This window comes from Eubacterium album, assembly GCF_025336545.1.
Lineage (GTDB): Bacteria > Bacillota > Clostridia > Lachnospirales > Lachnospiraceae > Eubacterium_U > Eubacterium_U album.
Map to the genome: position 1 here is coordinate 21,359 of NZ_JAODBU010000004.1, position 18,176 is coordinate 39,534.

Annotated in this window: 18 protein-coding genes; 17 read left to right on the forward strand and 1 reads right to left on the reverse strand. The window is 32.2% G+C overall.

The features are described from left to right. Window positions 1-15: 15 nt before the first annotated feature. Window positions 16-1,347, forward strand: coding sequence for a leucine-rich repeat protein (locus tag N5B56_RS04685; protein WP_260978468.1), 1,332 nt, complete (start codon window positions 16-18; stop codon window positions 1,345-1,347). A gap of 391 nt (window positions 1,348-1,738) precedes the next feature. Here the strand turns inward: N5B56_RS04685 and N5B56_RS04695 are convergent, their stop codons facing one another. Further along, the gene (locus tag N5B56_RS04695) at window positions 1,739-2,344 is read right to left on the reverse strand and encodes a YdcF family protein (RefSeq protein WP_260978469.1); all 606 of its coding nucleotides are present in this window, start codon (window positions 2,342-2,344) and stop codon (window positions 1,739-1,741) included. A gap of 248 nt (window positions 2,345-2,592) precedes the next feature. On the opposite strand from N5B56_RS04695, the gene N5B56_RS04700 reads away from it, so the two are divergent. The 16 genes from N5B56_RS04700 to N5B56_RS04780 all read left to right on the forward strand — a co-directional run bounded on the left by N5B56_RS04700 (window position 2,593) and on the right by N5B56_RS04780 (window position 18,125). Continuing rightward, entirely contained in the window at window positions 2,593-2,994 is a 402-nt protein-coding gene (locus tag N5B56_RS04700; RefSeq protein ID WP_260978470.1) for a hypothetical protein, read from the forward strand. 97 nt (window positions 2,995-3,091) lie between these two features. After that, a complete protein-coding gene (locus tag N5B56_RS04705; RefSeq protein WP_260978471.1) occupies window positions 3,092-4,051 on the forward strand; it encodes a LacI family DNA-binding transcriptional regulator in 960 nt (319 codons plus the stop codon). A gap of 228 nt (window positions 4,052-4,279) precedes the next feature. Further along, window positions 4,280-6,907 (forward strand): pyruvate, phosphate dikinase, encoded by a 2,628-nt coding sequence (gene ppdK, locus N5B56_RS04710; protein WP_117910560.1) that lies wholly within the window; start codon window positions 4,280-4,282, stop codon window positions 6,905-6,907. 227 nt (window positions 6,908-7,134) lie between these two features. Then, a complete protein-coding gene (locus N5B56_RS04720; RefSeq protein WP_118565174.1) occupies window positions 7,135-7,764 on the forward strand; it encodes a non-canonical purine NTP pyrophosphatase in 630 nt (209 codons plus the stop codon). Window positions 7,765-7,859: 95 nt separating this feature from the next. Continuing rightward, a complete protein-coding gene (locus N5B56_RS04725) occupies window positions 7,860-8,528 on the forward strand; it encodes a Fic family protein (RefSeq protein ID WP_260978472.1) in 669 nt (222 codons plus the stop codon). A gap of 129 nt (window positions 8,529-8,657) precedes the next feature. Beyond that, window positions 8,658-9,125, forward strand: a complete 468-nt coding sequence (locus N5B56_RS04730; protein WP_117910562.1) for a hypothetical protein — start codon at window positions 8,658-8,660, stop codon at window positions 9,123-9,125. 578 nt (window positions 9,126-9,703) lie between these two features. Next, window positions 9,704-9,907, forward strand: coding sequence for a hypothetical protein (locus N5B56_RS04735; protein WP_147339829.1), 204 nt, complete (start codon window positions 9,704-9,706; stop codon window positions 9,905-9,907). Between the two features lie 314 nt (window positions 9,908-10,221). After that, window positions 10,222-10,443 (forward strand): hypothetical protein, encoded by a 222-nt coding sequence (locus N5B56_RS04740; protein ID WP_117910564.1) that lies wholly within the window; start codon window positions 10,222-10,224, stop codon window positions 10,441-10,443. A gap of 53 nt (window positions 10,444-10,496) precedes the next feature. Beyond that, entirely contained in the window at window positions 10,497-10,703 is a 207-nt protein-coding gene (locus tag N5B56_RS04745; RefSeq protein ID WP_117910565.1) for a hypothetical protein, read from the forward strand. Between the two features lie 221 nt (window positions 10,704-10,924). After that, the gene (locus N5B56_RS04750) at window positions 10,925-12,103 is read left to right on the forward strand and encodes a CD3324 family protein (RefSeq protein ID WP_158562706.1); all 1,179 of its coding nucleotides are present in this window, start codon (window positions 10,925-10,927) and stop codon (window positions 12,101-12,103) included. Between the two features lie 214 nt (window positions 12,104-12,317). Next, the gene (locus N5B56_RS04755) at window positions 12,318-12,950 is read left to right on the forward strand and encodes a DUF6088 family protein (protein ID WP_117910566.1); all 633 of its coding nucleotides are present in this window, start codon (window positions 12,318-12,320) and stop codon (window positions 12,948-12,950) included. Continuing rightward, a complete protein-coding gene (locus tag N5B56_RS04760) occupies window positions 12,892-13,866 on the forward strand; it encodes a nucleotidyl transferase AbiEii/AbiGii toxin family protein (protein ID WP_243003076.1) in 975 nt (324 codons plus the stop codon). The genes N5B56_RS04755 and N5B56_RS04760 overlap by 59 nt, the downstream gene beginning before the upstream one ends. Before the next feature lie 3 nt (window positions 13,867-13,869). Further along, window positions 13,870-14,502, forward strand: coding sequence for an SdpI family protein (locus tag N5B56_RS04765; protein WP_118565177.1), 633 nt, complete (start codon window positions 13,870-13,872; stop codon window positions 14,500-14,502). A gap of 44 nt (window positions 14,503-14,546) precedes the next feature. Continuing rightward, complete coding sequence (locus N5B56_RS04770) at window positions 14,547-15,689, forward strand: HNH endonuclease domain-containing protein (RefSeq protein WP_158562707.1); 1,143 nt, start codon at window positions 14,547-14,549, stop codon at window positions 15,687-15,689. Between the two features lie 1,013 nt (window positions 15,690-16,702). After that, the gene (locus N5B56_RS04775; protein ID WP_117910570.1) at window positions 16,703-17,470 is read left to right on the forward strand and encodes a class I SAM-dependent methyltransferase; all 768 of its coding nucleotides are present in this window, start codon (window positions 16,703-16,705) and stop codon (window positions 17,468-17,470) included. A 169-nt stretch (window positions 17,471-17,639) separates the two neighbouring features. Beyond that, the gene (locus N5B56_RS04780; protein ID WP_243053223.1) at window positions 17,640-18,125 is read left to right on the forward strand and encodes an NUDIX hydrolase; all 486 of its coding nucleotides are present in this window, start codon (window positions 17,640-17,642) and stop codon (window positions 18,123-18,125) included. The last annotated feature ends 51 nt before the right edge of the window (window positions 18,126-18,176 follow it).

Genomic DNA, 18,176 nt, shown 5'->3' on the forward strand with positions numbered 1-18,176 from the left:
AGGAGGGTATCTATTATGAAATCAAAAGTATTATTATCAGGGGCAGTAGCCTTAGCTATGGCAACAGCAGTTATGGGACCTGTTGCAACCAAAAGTGTTAATGTGTATGCAGCAGAAACAACACAAAATCAACAGGCAACACAAAATCAGGAAACAACGAAGAACGTTGAGGCATCTAAAAATGTGTTAACCGGAAAATGTGGTGACAATGCAACGTATACATATGACAAAGACGCGAAAACAATTGTAGTTTCAGGAACAGGTGCAATGTGGGATGATATGGAAATACTTGGCAATTATGATTCTGTAAAAAGCATAACAATCAAAGATGGAATCACATGTGTTGGCGAAAATGCGTTTTCAACCTTAAGTGTAGAATCTATAAAGATTGGAAAAGATGTCCAAACAATAAAAAGAAAAGCATTCGGATTTGTTTGGGGCGAAGAAACAACAATAATACCTGCAAATGTAAAGACTATCGAGCAAAATGCATTTGCAACTATTAAAAACATTGAATTTATGGGAGATATTGATGGTTTTGAAAATGGAATCGTTGAAAGTAATACGGACGATATTAACAGTGTAATTTTGCATGGAACTGCAACAAAACTTGGTATGATATTTAAAAATTCACCAATATATAAAGTGATAATTGCACAGGACAATACAAAATCTACTTTTGATAAAGGATGTATATTGTCAGCAGACAAAACAAAATTGAATTATTACATAGGAACAAATGACAAAGTTGTTATTGCTGGTACAGTAGAAGAAATTGATGCAGGGGCTTTTAGAAAAAAATCAGTTAAAAGTGTAAAATTAGGTGAAAATGTTAAAAATATAGGTGAACAGGCTTTTTATAGAACATATGACCTTGCATCATTTGTTTCAAATAAAAAATTAGCATATATTGGAGACAAAGCGTTTGCAAACTCAACATTAAAGAAATTTGCTTTTGATACAAAACCAAAAATGGGAGAGAAAGTATTTTCTAGAAATTCGAGTATTACATATTCAAAAGGTCTGAAAAAGGCGGGTACATCAATTGAATTTGCAAAGTTGCGCAAAAAGAAATACACAATAAGATTTGCAAAAGTAAATGGAGCTACAGGATATGAAGTTAAGTTCAAAAGTGCAAAATACAAAAAAACATTTACGACCAAAAAGAATGTGTTTACTAAAGCAGTTTCAAAAAATGATGTAAATAAAATGGGCATCACGAATGGAATAGAAGAAGATGGAACATGGACAGCAGGTACTGTAATGGTAAGACCTTATAAAGTAGGTAAAAAGAAAAAAATCTATGGGAAATGGTCAACAAAAACATTAGTTTTATATTACGAATAACAGACTATGAAGTAGAATAGGCAATAAAACATAATAAGTATAAAAGCGTAATAAGCTAAAACATAATAAAAAGTAACAAAAAACAAAAAATAAGATAAAATATGATGCCTACGGATTGTTCCGTGCTGCGCACTATCACAATCCTACCCAATATTCGCATATCGCGGGAATTATCCCGCTTTTATGCTCATATTGAGTTTAGAAGCTCTTCAAAATATGATGCCTACGGATTGTTCCGTGCTGCGCACTACCACAATCCTACCCAATATTCGCATATCGCGGGAATTATCCCGCTTTTATGCTCATATTGAGGCGGGTCCCAAGGTCTTTCACCCACTTATGAGCAAGCTCATGTGTGTGAAAGACCTTTTGACCCTGGCATCATAATAAATTACAATGTTATGTTAAAATTATTAATGTAGCCCTTATTTGCATAATCTATTATTCCAAAAATTTCACCGATTGCTCTTTCATATCCGGCAGGAGTTTTATACCAGTTTTCTTTAGTTGTGAAAGAGTCATTAACTGGGCATGGAATGATATTTATATCTTTAGAAAACATTTTGTCAACTAATAAAAGGCATCTTTTCATATGAAATGAAGTAGTGATTAAAGTGATATTTTTAGGTGTAAAATATTCAATGCTTTTAAGCAAATCAAAAGCATTTTTCAAACTCTCAAATGTAGAATGAGAATTGTAGGCCGTATAAATATTTGAAGAAGGAAGTCCTGACTCTATGGCAAAATCTTTCATGATATCAGCCTCTTCATAAATTCCAGAATCAATAAGCATTTTGCCTCCGGAAAAAATAAAATTTTTAACAAGTCCTTTATTATACAAAGCCACAGCTCTTGGCACACGATATTTAACAGCACTATAGCTACCCATAACGATTCCCATATCCGAATTGGTGTCTGAATATTCTATATTTTCAAAAAGCATTGAATTTATTAAATCCCTGGAAATATCTTTATATTGTAAATCGGAAATGTTCATGAATAATCCTCCAAATCTATGAGAGAAACATCAAAGTTTATATGTAAATATTCCCTTAATATAGTATATGAAATGAAGTGAAAAATGTAATATTGATTATATAAAAAGAGTAAACGACAAATTGCATTCGAACCATTGACAATTTGAATAAATTGTAATGAAAATAAATTTGAAAAATGATAATATTATAGTTAAATAAAAACAAAATAATGAAACGAAAGAAAACAAACAAAAAAGGAGTGCAACTAATGAGAAAGAAAGTAGCCGTAATACTTTGTGTGCTTGGTGTTACATTGGTATTTGCCGGATGCGAAAAAGAACAAAAAGAAGCAAAGCCAACGGAAACAGAAGTAAAAATGACAGTCAGGCAGACAACTACAGAGGAAACAACCGAGCAGGAAACATTCAGATATTCGGTAAAATATGAAGCTGTAATTGACACATCTGACCTTACAGATCAGGAAACGTCTGATATGATTTCAAATTTGCGAAACATTGCACAGGAAAATAATATGAAGATAGGCTTGGGACAGGCAAGATATCAGGAATTAGTATTGGAGATTACCTGTTTTTATAATGATGAATCCATAACAGTTAATGAAGTAAAAGAAAAGCTATTGTCAGGGTTAACTATTAAGTCGATTCAATAAATTTATATCTACAATAAATTAGATAATGTGATAAAATAGTGTTATCGATAACATTATCAAATGAACGAATTAATTAGAAAACAATTAGGAGAGAACAATGGCAATAACAATTAAAGACATTGCAAAAGCTACAGGTGTATCGACAATGACCGTTTCGCGCTTTCTCAATGAACCGGAAAAATTAAAACCATCAACTTATGAGAAAGTAAAAAAGGCAGTAGACGAAATGGGATATGAACCTAATCAGGTTGCCAGACTTTTGCAGACAAACAAAACAAACATTATATGTGTATATATTGCAAATGGAATTGACCCTCTGCATCCTTTTACACTAAGAGCAATTTCAGGAATCGGAGAAAAGTTAGGACTTGAAGGCTATTCAATGCAGATATGTAGACATGATTACAAAAAAGTTAAATGTGATGGCGTAATAGCCATGGGTATGACTGAGCGTGAAGAAGATGAAGTGATGAAGTGGTTTAAGGATAAGCCTGTAATTGTATTTGGAAATAGTAGTTACAAGAATAACTGGATAGACATAGACAATTATAAAGGTGGATATATGGCCACAGAACATCTTCTTAAACGTGGTTATAAGAAAATTGCAAATATTGGAATAAGAAGTGAAGAAAAATACACGCAGGACAGATTAAATGGATATATGGATTGTATGAGAGACTGCCATATGGATATACCACAATCGGGAATAATGAGAGTGTGTAATAATGAAGACGATGGATATTTGGCAGCTTCAAGAATTTTGAAAAATGCAGATGTTGATGCGATAGTTTGTGCCAGTGATGCTTTAGCACTTGGAGTAATGAGATGTGCCGTTAAGATGGAAATAAATGTTCCTAATGAACTTGGCGTTACAGGATTTGATGGATTAGGATATGAAAAATTAGTAACACCTCATATCACAACGGTAGAACAACCTGTATATGCATCAGGAATAGCTTTGGCAGAATGTATTGTCAATATATTGCGAAATAATGACTATTCAGAAACCGAAAAATTTATTAAACCTATTTTGAATATTAATGGATCAACAAAATAATGTGTGTCGTATGAAGTTTAGTAAGATTTGATGAGTTTTAGTGATTTTTTGTGGTAACATATGGCAAATGAACTTGACTATCAAATGCCTTATGTTATAATGTTTTATAGGGATTTTTGCCCAATTTTTGTGCGCAAAAATACCGATATTAGAAAATATGAGTTGGTTAAAGAGAGCCATTCTCCACAACTCATAAAATAAATACTAAAGTTTTAGGAGGAAAAATTAATGGCAAACAAATGGGTATACCTTTTTAGCGAAGGTAACGCAAACATGCGTGAACTTCTTGGTGGAAAAGGTGCTAACCTTGCAGAAATGACAGGTTTAGGACTTCCAGTACCTCAGGGATTCACTATTACAACAGAAGCTTGTACTCAGTACTATGAGGACGGTAGAGAAATTAACGAAGAAATTCAGGGACAGATTAACGAGTATATCGTAAAGATGGAAGAAATCACAGGAAAGAAATTCGGTGATAAGGAAAATCCATTACTTGTTTCTGTTCGTTCAGGAGCTAGAGCTTCTATGCCAGGTATGATGGATACAATTCTTAACCTTGGTCTTAACGAAACAGTAGTTAACGCAATTGCTGAAAAGTCAGGAAATGCTCGTTGGGCATGGGACTGCTACAGAAGATTCATCCAGATGTATTCTGACGTAGTTATGGAAGTTGGTAAGAAGTATTTTGAAGAACTTATCGACAAGATGAAAGCTGACAGAGGTGTTAAGCAGGACGTTGAACTTACAGCTGATGACTTAAAGGAATTAGCAGCACAGTTCAAGGCTGAATATAAAGAAAAAATCGGAGAAGACTTCCCAGATGATCCTAAGGAACAGTTAATGGGAGCTATCAAAGCCGTATTTAGATCATGGGATAACCCACGTGCTAACGTTTACCGTCGTGACAACGATATCCCTTATTCATGGGGAACAGCTGTTAACGTACAGTCAATGGCATTTGGTAACATGGGTGATGATTGTGGTACAGGTGTTGCATTTACAAGAGATCCAGCAACAGGTGAAAAGAAGCTTATGGGTGAATTCTTAAAGAATGCTCAGGGTGAAGACGTTGTTGCCGGTGTTAGAACACCAATGCCAATCGCTCAGATGGAACAGGAATTCCCAGAAGCATTTGAAGAATTTGTAAAGGTTTGTGAAACACTTGAAAACCATTACAGAGACATGCAGGATATGGAATTTACTGTTGAAAACAGAAAACTTTACATGTTACAGACAAGAAATGGTAAGAGAACAGCTCAGGCTGCTTTACAGATCGCTTGTGACCTTGTTGATGAAGGCATGAGAACAGAAGAAGAAGCTGTAGCTATGATCGATCCTAGAAACTTAGATACATTACTTCACCCACAGTTTGATGCTGCTGCTCTTAAGGCTGCTACACCAGCTGGTAAGGGACTTGGAGCTTCTCCAGGAGCTGCTTGTGGTAAGGTTGTATTCACAGCTGATGATGCTGTTGAATGGAATGCAAGAGGAGAAAAGGTTGTACTTGTACGTCTTGAAACATCTCCAGAAGATATCACAGGTATGAAGGCATCACAGGGTATCTTAACAGTTCGTGGTGGTATGACATCACACGCTGCCGTAGTTGCTCGTGGTATGGGTACATGCTGTGTATCTGGTTGTGGCGACATCGCTATGGACGAAGAAAACAAGAAATTCACTTTAGCTGGAAAAGAATATCATGAAGGAGATTTCATCTCAATCGATGGTTCAACAGGTAACATCTATGATGGAATTATTCCTACAGTTGATGCTAAGATCGCTGGTACATTTGGACGTATCATGGGATGGGCTGATAAATATAGAACACTTAAGGTTAGAACAAATGCTGATACACCAGCTGATGCTAAGAAAGCTAGAGAACTTGGTGCAGAAGGTATCGGTCTTTGCCGTACAGAGCATATGTTCTTCGAAGAAGACAGAATTGCAGCATTCAGAGAAATGATCTGTTCTGATACAGTAGAAGAAAGAGAAGCAGCTCTTGAAAAGATTCTTCCATATCAGCAGGGAGACTTCGAAGCACTTTACGAAGCACTTGAAGGTAACCCAGTTACAATCAGATTCTTAGATCCACCTCTTCATGAGTTCGTTCCAACTGAAGAAGAAGATATTAAGAAACTCGCTGATGCTCAGGGTAAGACAGTAGAAGAAATCAAGACAATCATTTCTTCACTTCACGAATTCAACCCTATGATGGGACACAGAGGACTTCGTCTTGCTGTAACATATCCTGAAATTGCTAAGATGCAGACTAAGGCTGTTATCCGTGCAGCAATTAATGTTCAGAAGAAACATAGTGATTGGACAGTTAAGCCGGAAATCATGATTCCATTATCATGTGATTCTAAGGAATTAAAATATGTTAAGGATATCGTAGTAGCTACAGCTGATGCTGAAATCGCAGCAGCAGGTGTTGAACTTGAATACCAGGTAGGTACAATGATCGAAATCCCTAGAGCAGCTCTTACAGCTGACGAAATCGCTAAGCAGGCTGACTTCTTCTGCTTCGGTACAAACGATTTAACACAGATGACATACGGATTCTCAAGAGATGATGCTGGTAAGTTCTTAGATGCTTACTATGATGCTAAGATCTTCGAAAACGATCCATTTGCTAAGTTAGATCAGGTTGGTGTTGGTAAGTTAATGGAAATGGCTATCAAACTTGGTAAGCCAGTTAACCCTAACCTTCACGTAGGTATCTGTGGAGAACACGGTGGAGATCCATCTTCAGTAGAATTCTGCCATAAGATTGGTCTTGATTATGTATCATGTTCACCATTCCGTGTACCTATCGCAAGATTAGCAGCAGCTCAGGCAGCTATCGCTAACAAGTAATACACTGACAAGTGAAAAGAATATAATTACTTAAAATAATGAACTCCTGTATACCAGAAATGGTGTGCAGGAGTTTTTTAACATAAAATTAAGCTGTGCTACATTCTGCTTTAGGGAAGGATGAAAAAGGTTATTTAATGGATACATGTCTAACAGCGCAAGATAGATATAAGGCATATTTAGACTATTTTGAAATAAAGTATGAAAAGAATTGAAAGGAGAGAACGATGAAAGTACTACTGGGAACAACTAATCCGTCAAAGGTAAAGAGGTTTTCTAAACTGTTAGAAAATTGTGATATAGAATTTATAACATTAAAAGATTTAGAGATAGAAGATGAACCGGATGAGACAGGAAAAACGCCGGAAGAAAATGCAATATGCAAAGCAGGATATTATGGCAAATATTTTGACTTGGTGATTTGTAATGATTCGGGATTGTATTTTGAGGAACTAAGTTTAGAAGATGAGAGACAACCGGGATTAAATGTTAGGACTCCAATGGGAATGAACAGATTATCAGATGAAGAAATGATTGAGTATTATTCAAATCTTATAGGAGAGCTTGGAGGAAAGGTATCTGCCTATTACCTGGACGGTATAGCTGTTTATAACAATGGTAGGATTTCATCATTTATGGATAGAGAGTCAGCAAAAAATGTAGGGGCTTTTTATATGATAGATAAAGCATCAACTAAAAGATTTGAGGGCTGGCCACTTGATTCTTTGTCAATTAGTAAAGAGACAGGAAGATATTTTGTTGATGGCAGTGATTCTGAAAGTAAGGAAAATATAATATATGGCGAGTATGAAAAGAGAATAGTAGGATTTTTAAAGGAAGCATTGGGGATAAAATAAGTATGATATCCAGCAATTCGGATAGCAATTGCTGACAGTACTATATAAATCTGTGTTATAATGTGTATGGAAAAGAGGAAAAGGTGCGTATTACAATGTCAAAATTTAAAGATAAATTTCATCTATCTCCTGAACAGAGTCTAATTTTTGCAAAGAAAAGAATGGATGAAAACATATATTGTGGAATGAAAATGGAAAACAGAGCAGTAACTTTTCCGCAAACACAGACAATTTTAAATGGTGTGAATGTTCCAAATGTACAACTTGACGATATTCAGGCAATTTTGAACATGCGTGATGCATGGAAATTTCTTTTAAATACGGTAAATGAAGAAGTTACATTTGATTATTGGTGTAAGTTGAATGGATATATTGCGAGAAATGAAGCTTTGGAATGGGGAAAACTACGGACAGGAACAGTTGGTATTTCAGGAACGGATTATGAGCCTCCGGTTCCAGAGAAAGAGAAAACAATAGAAGAATTGAAAAATATTTTGAATGATGCAAATGCTTCTGCTACAGATAAAGCATTAGAAGCATTTACATGGGGAGCAAGAGGACAGTTCTTCTGGGATGGCAATAAACGTACTAGTTTATTGCTTGCAAATAAGATTTTGGTTTCTTCAGGTGCAGGGATTATGACTATTACGGATAAATATATGGAACAGTTTAATTCACTATTATTTGAGTATTACAATACTGGAGAAAACAGAGAGTTGAAACAATTTTTATATGACAATGCAATTTTAGGATTAACTATTTAAACAAAATATAAACTATCGACTTTCGATACGAGAGGAGGAAAAGAAAAGTGCTTGATTTAGATGGCGTGTATCGGTTTTTATCAAAAAGTGATTTAAAATTATTATTACAGCAGGTACTTATCAGAAATAATGAATAAAAATAAAAATTTAGTATTTGATGAATTAACAGAAGAAGACAAAAAAGAATACAGAGAACTAGGAAAAGAGTCATTAAAAATTAGATTAATTATATTTTTAATTTCCATATTAGTATTTCTTTTATATACATATGGGTTGTATAAAGAAAAATCATATATTCTAATTGTAATATTTTCAATATTATACATTTCCTGCATCTGGGGTGGATATGTCTTGTATTTTTTATTCCCTCCAATAGGGATAAAATATGGACGAATATCAAAGAAAACTTATAAAAAGACAGGAAAGTATTCTGCTGCTGTATATAATGTATATTTTCCAAAGGAAAGAAAAAGTATGAAAGATATATGGATTATACCGACAAAGAAATATCCAGCGCCGATGGTTAAAGATGAGGTTAAGGTTGTAAAAACTAAATTTGGAAAATTTTATACATATGTGGTGGGAAGGGGTAAATGAAAATAAGTGTGAAATTAGTAGATGTAAAAAGTTTAAATAAAGTGCAGGATAAAATATTGAAAATGATAGAAATATAGTTTTGCAATTATATGAGCAAGGTATTGCTTATGAGGCAGACATTGATAGAAAAGATGGAAGTATCGATACAGATACTATTAAACAAGAAGATAGTTATACTAAACTAACAAAAGTAAGAAAAGATAACTTTAGGTAGTAATAACAAACCAGCAAGAAAGACAACTATTGCAGGTGGGACAATTGATTTAAACGGCCATATATTAGATTTAAATGGTTATGACGTTACTGTAAATGGTGACCTTAAGATTATCGATAGTAGTAAAGAAAAAACAGGTGCTTTAAATAGCACAGGTGAAACACCTTATTTTGATTTTAATAATAAATTAGTATTAGACGGCATTAAGAGTAACAATGTAGATTTTTATGAAAATAAGACTAACCAGAGTGAAATTGAAGTTTACAATTCAGAAGTATATTACATACATAGAATAGGAAAACGTTTAAAATCAGCTATTATTAAAGACACAAAAACAGACAAACTTTACATTGATGGTAGAGGATTGGTAGATTCTTCTATAACAATGGAAAATGTGGAAATAGAAGATACATCAACAGTTGTGCGTTTATATGCACAAAAAGTTAATATGAAGAATGTTGTTTCAGGAACAATGCAGTTAAGTGCTTCTAACGGAATTGTTGATAACGCAAAAATAACAAGTACATCAGCAGCATCTTTTGCAGCACTTACAATCAATCTATTATAGAAACAGCATTACTTCAAATGTAACAATTAAGGGCGGCGAGTTTGTAGGTGGTTCATATGCCATTGACGTTCAGGAAGGACCTTAATAGGAAGGTTCTATTGTAGTAGCTTATTACTTTAAATAAAAAGATAAAACTCCGCTAGGAACATTGCATATAAGGCAAATCTCAGTGGAGTTTTTGTTTGGAATTTTAGGAAGATGAATAGTATAATGGTATGTAAGGGATCAGTTTGTGAAAAAAATTGAAAATTCAGATGGTATAATATAGCTAGTTGTAGCCTGCAAATAAAAATGAAGGGGAATCAACAAAACAAATGACAATTGAAGAAAAATTAGAAAAATATAGAGATGAATTTTTAGAATGTAAAACTCCAGAAGCATTTTTGGCATGGGGAAGAAAATGGAGAGAATTGATTACTGATGAAGAAATGGCTGACAAGGAAATGGTAGATTCTATTTTGGGAAAGGAATTCGAAGAACATATGTTATACATAATACATCTCATAGGAACAAGCCCGGATATGATAATTAATTAGTTGAGAATTTATAGGAAAAAATAGTAAAGTTAAAATATTTTAGAAAAAGAATAATGAAAGATATGAACGAAAAAAATATAAAATTAGAAGAAGAGTTTAAAAAATTAAAGTTTGAAATGTGGAAAGAAGCAAAAAAGATTCTTGAAACTGAATATCCAAGAAGAGATGGACAATTAGATGGAGAATGCACGGTTCAAATGGCAAAACTTCAAAAGAAATATAATATAAAAATAAATGAGTTAAGAGAAAAATATAAATAATATAACAACATAATTTTCTTAAATATTTATAAACGAGAAAAATGATGTGCAGATGTAAATCATAAAATAAGAATGTAGGAATGATGACGTATAAAAATGTCGGAAAAACTACATTCTTATTTTATAATTTGCACTATCGTACATTCTTAAAATTTACTATGAAAAGAGATGAGCAAAAAAACAAACAATAATATGTTATCATAGCATTGTGAGGTGCGAATATGAAATATAAAAATGCGAAAGATATTTTCCCGGATGAGATACTAAGAGAAATTATGAAATATGTAGATGGACAATATATTTACATACCGAAGAAGAAAGAAAATAACGATAAAGTTATAACAGAATACAGACAGGAAATAGACATAAGAAACTCAAAAATATATGAGCATTACCTTATAGGTATGAAGTATTCTGAAATTGCAAAAATGTATTGTTTATCAGAAAAAAGTGTTAGAAGAATAGTATTAAATGAAAAAAAGAAAATGGAGCAGAAACAAGTGAACGTACAACAGGTAATGACGAAATATGGTATTGAATGTGATATAAAACAAATTTACAGCACAGCTTGGAACATTGGTGATGAATTTGTTTTAAAAAAATATGTGAATTTTGAGGAATTAAAGAGAAATGTAGAAGTTTTGAGCATTTTGTATAGTGAGCAAATTCCAGTGCCTAAAATAATAGCCACTCCAAATAATGAAAAATATTTAAAAGATAAAGAAAATTATTGGCTTCTTACAACTAAACTAAAAGGATGCAATATAGTTAATGTTAATAAATGCAATGAACAATGGTTTTTCAAAATGGGCGAGATTATTGCAAGATTGCATCTGGCATTTGATGAATGTGAAGGAAAAATCAAATGTTGGAATAATAGTTTGTTAGGAGAAATGGAAAGCTGGATTAGAAAAAACATATATGAGTATGACAAAAAAATTATCGATAAAAACGAGTTTGAAGATATTATAAAAGAACTTAGATTGGTAGATAAAGATTTATCCTATGGGCTTATACATAGAGATGTACATTTAGGAAATTTTTTGTTTTATAACAATGAATTTTCAGGATACGTAGATTTTGATTTGAGTCAAAAGAACATCAGAATATTTGATTTATGTTATTTTATGCTTGGTTTATTATTAGAAGATGAAGAAAACAAAGTCGATGAAAAGCAGTGGTTTCAATATTTAAAAAACTTGGTAAAAGGATATGCATCTGTAATTCCAATTTCAACCATTGAGAGGGAAAGTATACCGTTAGTTATGGAATGCATAGAGTTACTGTTTGTAGCGTATTTCATAGGAGAAAAAGATGAGCGAGCCATGAGAGATTCGTTAAAACTGTATGAATTTTGTAAAGACAATTGCAATAAAATAAAAAGAAGTGTGCAGTTGTAAAATGTAGTACTTAGATGAATGTGTTAATAAAACAGGATTAATCGGAAAGATTAGTTCTGTTTTTTATTATTAACAGACTATTAAAAAGTATAAAAAACAGGAAATATTAATGAAAAAGAATATTAAATATGATTGACATAGGAAAAAATAAATTATATTATTATACTTAACAAAATAGAAAGAGATAATCTAAAATATTAAGGAAACAAAAATTATGCTATATGATTATATAATAAGTAATTATAAAGAAGGAGAACCTATATTTTTTTCAGATATTTTTATAGAAGGAGTCTCCCGTTCTGCTGTAAATCAGCAAATGAAGTCATTATGTAATAAAGGACTGATAAAAAAGTACGATAAAGGAATTTATTATATTCCAAAGAAGACGATGCTTAAAGCAACAGTTGGACCTAGTGCAGATATGGTGGCTCGATATCGCTTTGTTACAAAGGGTGAAGAAATATTTGGGTATTATAGTGGAAATTCTTTTGCAAATCAGTTAGGTATATCAATGCAGGTACCTAGAAAAATAGAAATTGTCAGTAATAATTCGAATTCATCTCCAAGGGAGATTGAAATTGGTGGTAGAAAGTTTTTGATAAGGAAGTCATCTATAGTTATAAATAGGGAGAATGTATATGTTTTGCAATTACTTGAATTGTTAAAAAATATAGAAGTTTATATGGACGGATCATATGATGAAGCAAGAGTAAAGATTGAGGAATATATTGATATTCATGATATACGAAAAGAAAGTGTGAACAGATATATAAGAGAGTTTCCTATTAATGTTTTTAAAAATTATTACGAATTGGGGTTGGACAATGTATTTGCACAAAGAAAATAAAGAACTATTTAGAGACATTATATCAATTGTTTCAGAGCGTAAGAATGTTACAACAGATATAGTAGAAAAAGATTATTATGTAACAATGATTTTATATTTATTATCTCAAAAAGAGATAGAGATAATATTCAAAGGAGGAACTTCTTTATCTAAAGCATATGGTGTTATTGATCGATTTTCTGAGGATATAGATATTACGTTTAAAGAACATTTGGGGGAGAGTAGAAGAAAAAAATTGAAGTATAACATACTGAAACCTATAGCTGAAGATTTAGAAATAGAAATAAAAAATTGGAAAGATATTGAAAGTGATAAAAACTATAATCATTATGATTTTTATTATAATTCTGTTAGTGATAATAGTAACTTTTCCGGACTGTCTCCTTTCATTAAGTTAGAAACAGCGTTGATGTCTTATTCTTTTCCAACGGAAAGAAGACAAATAAGTAATTACATATATGATACGCTAAAAAATGAAGAACCTGAGTTAATAAAGAAATATAATTTAATACCGTTTGAAATGAGTGTTCAATGTATAAATAGAACACTTGCGGATAAAATATTTGCCGTATGCGATTATTATTTGCATGGAAAAGCACAAAGAAACTCCAGACATTTATATGACATATTTAAGTTATTAAATTATGTTGAAATTGATGAAGAATTTATAGATGTAACAATGTCTATGAGTATTTCACCTTCTGAGTTTGAAAAAATTCAAACAATGGTATTTAATAAATCGCTTGAGTCAAAATTGAAGAATATGTTTAAACATAGAGCGGATGGACGTAGATTATATGCAAGAGAAAACATTGTTGAAGCAGCAATTTTAGTAGTAATAAAAGAACGCCCAAAAATTTATGATGAAGATGTTATTAATGGGGTTGTTCAATTAAGTTATAAAAAGGAGGTATGAAAAATGACTACACAAGAAAAATATTTAGTTTCATTTACAACTTCACATGTTATCAGTAGTTTGATATTTGCAAAAGAAATGAAATTTAATTTGCCATTTCTGATGTATGTTTTTATATTTGTGCCAGTGGCGATAATGATTGCATCGCATATATTATACAAACGAATAAAGTCAAAATTATTTTACATATTATCGTTTGTAATATTAGCAGGATGTATGGGTGCGTTTTGGATAAATGGAAATGTTACAAAAAACATATTTTTATACAAGCCGTCTTATGGTTGCATTGTGTATTTGATTATAATGATTGTAGCAGCAGTAGTTATGCCATTTACCAGTGAAAATGGATTTTTTGGAATTAGAATTCAGCAAACAATGGATTATCCTGAAGTTTGGAGGAGGACACATATATTTACTTCTGTATTGTTAAGTTTTGTAATTTTGCCAACAATTATTTCAATAAATCATGTTGAACAGACTTTAAGTTTTGTTATCTGTAATATCTTTTTGATTGGGCCGTTGATAATAGGGATTATTTACGCTGTAATTATTACAATACCAATTGAAAAAATAGAGAAAGAACAACTTGCAAAAGAACTTGAAAGGCAAATCAAGAAAGAGCAGGGATATCGTTAGAGAATTTTCACAATAATGTTAACAGAGAAAGTTAGAGAATGTCTATGGATGAATTATATTTCTATGATTGTAATTTAAATATAAAAAGTTTCGCAGGAATGTTGGAAAATCCAACACAATGCTATAAATTCTTTTGGCTTGATTCCATAATGCAGTTGGTTGCAAGAGGAGAAAATGAGTTTACATTTTTGGAAGTTTTTGCGGGCATGATAGCGGATGCATGGTATGCGGTAAAGGAATATCACTTGAGACTAGGTCCAAAATCAGTAGATGGTACAAGTTCTAATCTTTTGGAAAGAGCAGTAAATAAAATTAGCGAAAATGTGGATGTGAAAAATGATGAATCAAGGGATATTATCATTGAAAAAATAAAGTGCAACAGTAAATGTGTTAATTCTGAGATGCAGGACTTGGCGAAGAATGTACCGTATAGATTGCTTTCTTCGTTTGTGAAAGAGTTAGGTGGGAATAATCCATTATGGAGCAAGACTGGAAAACTTATTAGTTATTTTGAAATGATTAATAAGAAAAGATGTTTACTGTACACGATAGAGAATGGTAGAGGATTAACTAAAAAGGTTATTATAAATAAGTTGTGGAACAATTTTCTCATCGATAATATGGTTACAATCCGTGGCTGGATTAAGATGAAAAAAATTAAATATTTGCAGGATAGAAATCCGGGAGTTCCGGGACTTATTTATAAACTTGAATCGGAAAAAGACAAGGAAAGAAAACTTGAAAATGTTAGAAAGCTTTGGGACTGCGTAATAGATATTAATGGTGTTGGGTTTAAAGATATATATTCAAAGCGACATATAGAGAACAAATATGCGATAGATCATTTTATACCATGGTCATATGTTGCCAATGATGAATTGTGGAATTTGATTCCAATGGACGAAAATCTGAATTCTTCCAAGAACAATAAATTGCCGGACTGGGACGCTTATTATAAGAAGTTTTGTGATAATCAGTATATTTTAAATGAAACAATTCAGACAAACGAAAAGGCAAGAGAAAAATTTGAAAAATGTAAACAACACAATCTTAATTCAATTTGGCCTTTGGAAGAATTATACATACAGAAAATTGAAAAAGAAAGATTTTTCAATGTGCTTTATGGCAGACTTCATCCCATATATGAGTCTGCAATGACACAGGGATATGATATATGGAAAAATTGAAAGGAAAAACATATGAAAAAACGCTATTCGATGGTCTGCACGTTGTTTGGAGAGGATGCAGGAAATTGCAGTGCTAGATTATTCAAAGGTAGCATAAAAAGATAAAGCAGAAAGAGGAGTGGCTGTAGTAAGCCTATGATATGTAACGGCTCAGGCAGCTATTGCAGAAAGTGGGAAATAATCGTTTATGGTGTCAAAAGCCCCTAAACATCGGCAATTTCACAGTTTCTAAGGACTACTTGAAAGAGTACAAAAAGTTCGATAAAAACATGAAAAAAGCGGGTAAATGGGAAGACATCAACGTAACGATTACGGTTTGATAAAAATAATCAGGGAATCATACTTTTAAAGTATGGTTCCCTTTTTGTTATAGCGACGAGGCAAGTGGTCATCAGGCTTGCATGAATGAACATTTGCCGACTGCTAATCAGATACGAGATATGCATAGCGTATCTCGTATCTGTTAAAGGAAAAAATAAGAAAAATTATTAAATCCAGGTTATCAAAAGTAGATTAAGAAAATGGAAGTAGGTCTTTTGCAAGATACGCATTTGTATATACAAATACATTCTTGTTAGGAAGAATCCTAAAACCTCTATATCTTAATATCTCGCCTACCAGCTTAGTATATTCTATTGCTTTTTTAAAATCATACAGTGGAGGACAGCATTCCTACCTTGTTTATGTTAAAATTTTCTATGGGGCTATATCTTATTCTTTGTAGATGTGCATGCAGGGCGGTTTAATATAAAAAAATCAGTTGAAATATTATAATTGCTACAATAATGAAATATCAATTAAGCTATAGATATGGTAGAATATAGAAAATGATTTTGAATGGGATATAATAACGTGAATATGGCGTGATAAAATGTCAATGACTCAAGTGTTAAATGAAACATTATGTAACTCGTAATGTGCAAGAGTAAATATCGAGTTTGTAGAAAAGATAAGATTTGGTTTAGTTAATATACGCAATATAATGTAAGGGAAAATTATGAGGAGGATGTATTATGCTGAAAAATATAATTGATGAAGGACAGAAGTTTGATTTTGGAAAAACTTCTAAATTCTATGCAAAACATAGAGACATTTATCCAGAGGAGCTATTTGATAGATTACATAAAATTGGTATTGGAACAGAGGGAAGCCAGTGGCTTGATTTAGGAACAGGTACAGGTGTAGTTCCACGTGGTATGGCAAAGTATGGAGCTGATATTATTGCAACAGATATCTCAGAAAACCAAATTGCGGAAGCAAAAGAGTTATCTAAAGGAATGGATAATATCAGATACATTGTATCATCTGCAGAGGATATTAATTATCCGGATAATAGTTTTGATGTTATTACTGCTTTTCAGTGTTTTTGGTATTTTGATCCAAAAGTAATTGTTCCAAAGATTCGGTCAATGTTAAAACCTGATGGCATATTTTTGAAGGTGTATATGGGTTATATGAAAGAAGAAACGATCACACAAGATTCTAATAGTTTGGTAAAAAAGATTAATGGCTCATGGAATGGTGCATCAGCTTCAGTAAAGGATTTAACAACGCATTATTTTGATGAACCACAAATGGAAACTATGATTGTAGAGTTACCGTTTACCAGAGAAACATGGCATGGACGTATGATGGCTAGTCGTGGTGTTATGGCATCGATGAATGAGGAACAGATTGCGTTGTTTGATAGGGAACATCGAAAAATGCTTGAAGAAAAATATCCGGAAGAATTTACAATAAAACATAAGATTTTCTTGACCTGGTATAACATCAAAAAATAGCATTTTATAGGAATGTTAAAAAGGAATTAAAGATATACAAATTCATTAAAAAAATGTAAATAAACAAAAGAAAATTATATATAGAAATATATTCTGATACCAAGTTATGTTGAGAATATAGTTGGCTACGGTACCCCATAGACTAAAAGATTATATGAAAGAGGAGATTATGGAACTTTGGGATGCATATGACACAAATTTAAATAAAATTAAATATAAAACATTAGTAAGAGGTGAAGCTATACCAGATGGAATGTACCATTTAGTGTGTGAGGTTATTGTTAAACATACAGATGGTACATATTTGTTAATGCAAAGAGACAAAAATAAGCACTATGGTGAATATTGGGAAGCTACAGCAGGAGGTTCAGCACTGCAAGGAGAACTTCCGATTGATTGCGCAATAAGAGAATTGCGAGAAGAAACAGGAATATGTGAAACAAATTTAGTGGAGCTAGGAAGAGTTGTTCAACATAATAATCATTCAATATATGTTGATTATATTGTGATTACGGATTGGGACAAGTATAACATTACTCTTCAACAGGGAGAAACACAGGATTATAAATGGGTAGATAAAGATACTTTGAAAAATATGAAATCTAATGAATTGGTGACAAGAAGAATGCAGCTTTTTATTGAGGAATTACGATAATAGACAATAACAAAATTAAAGGAATATTTTATAAAAATAGTTAAATACGAA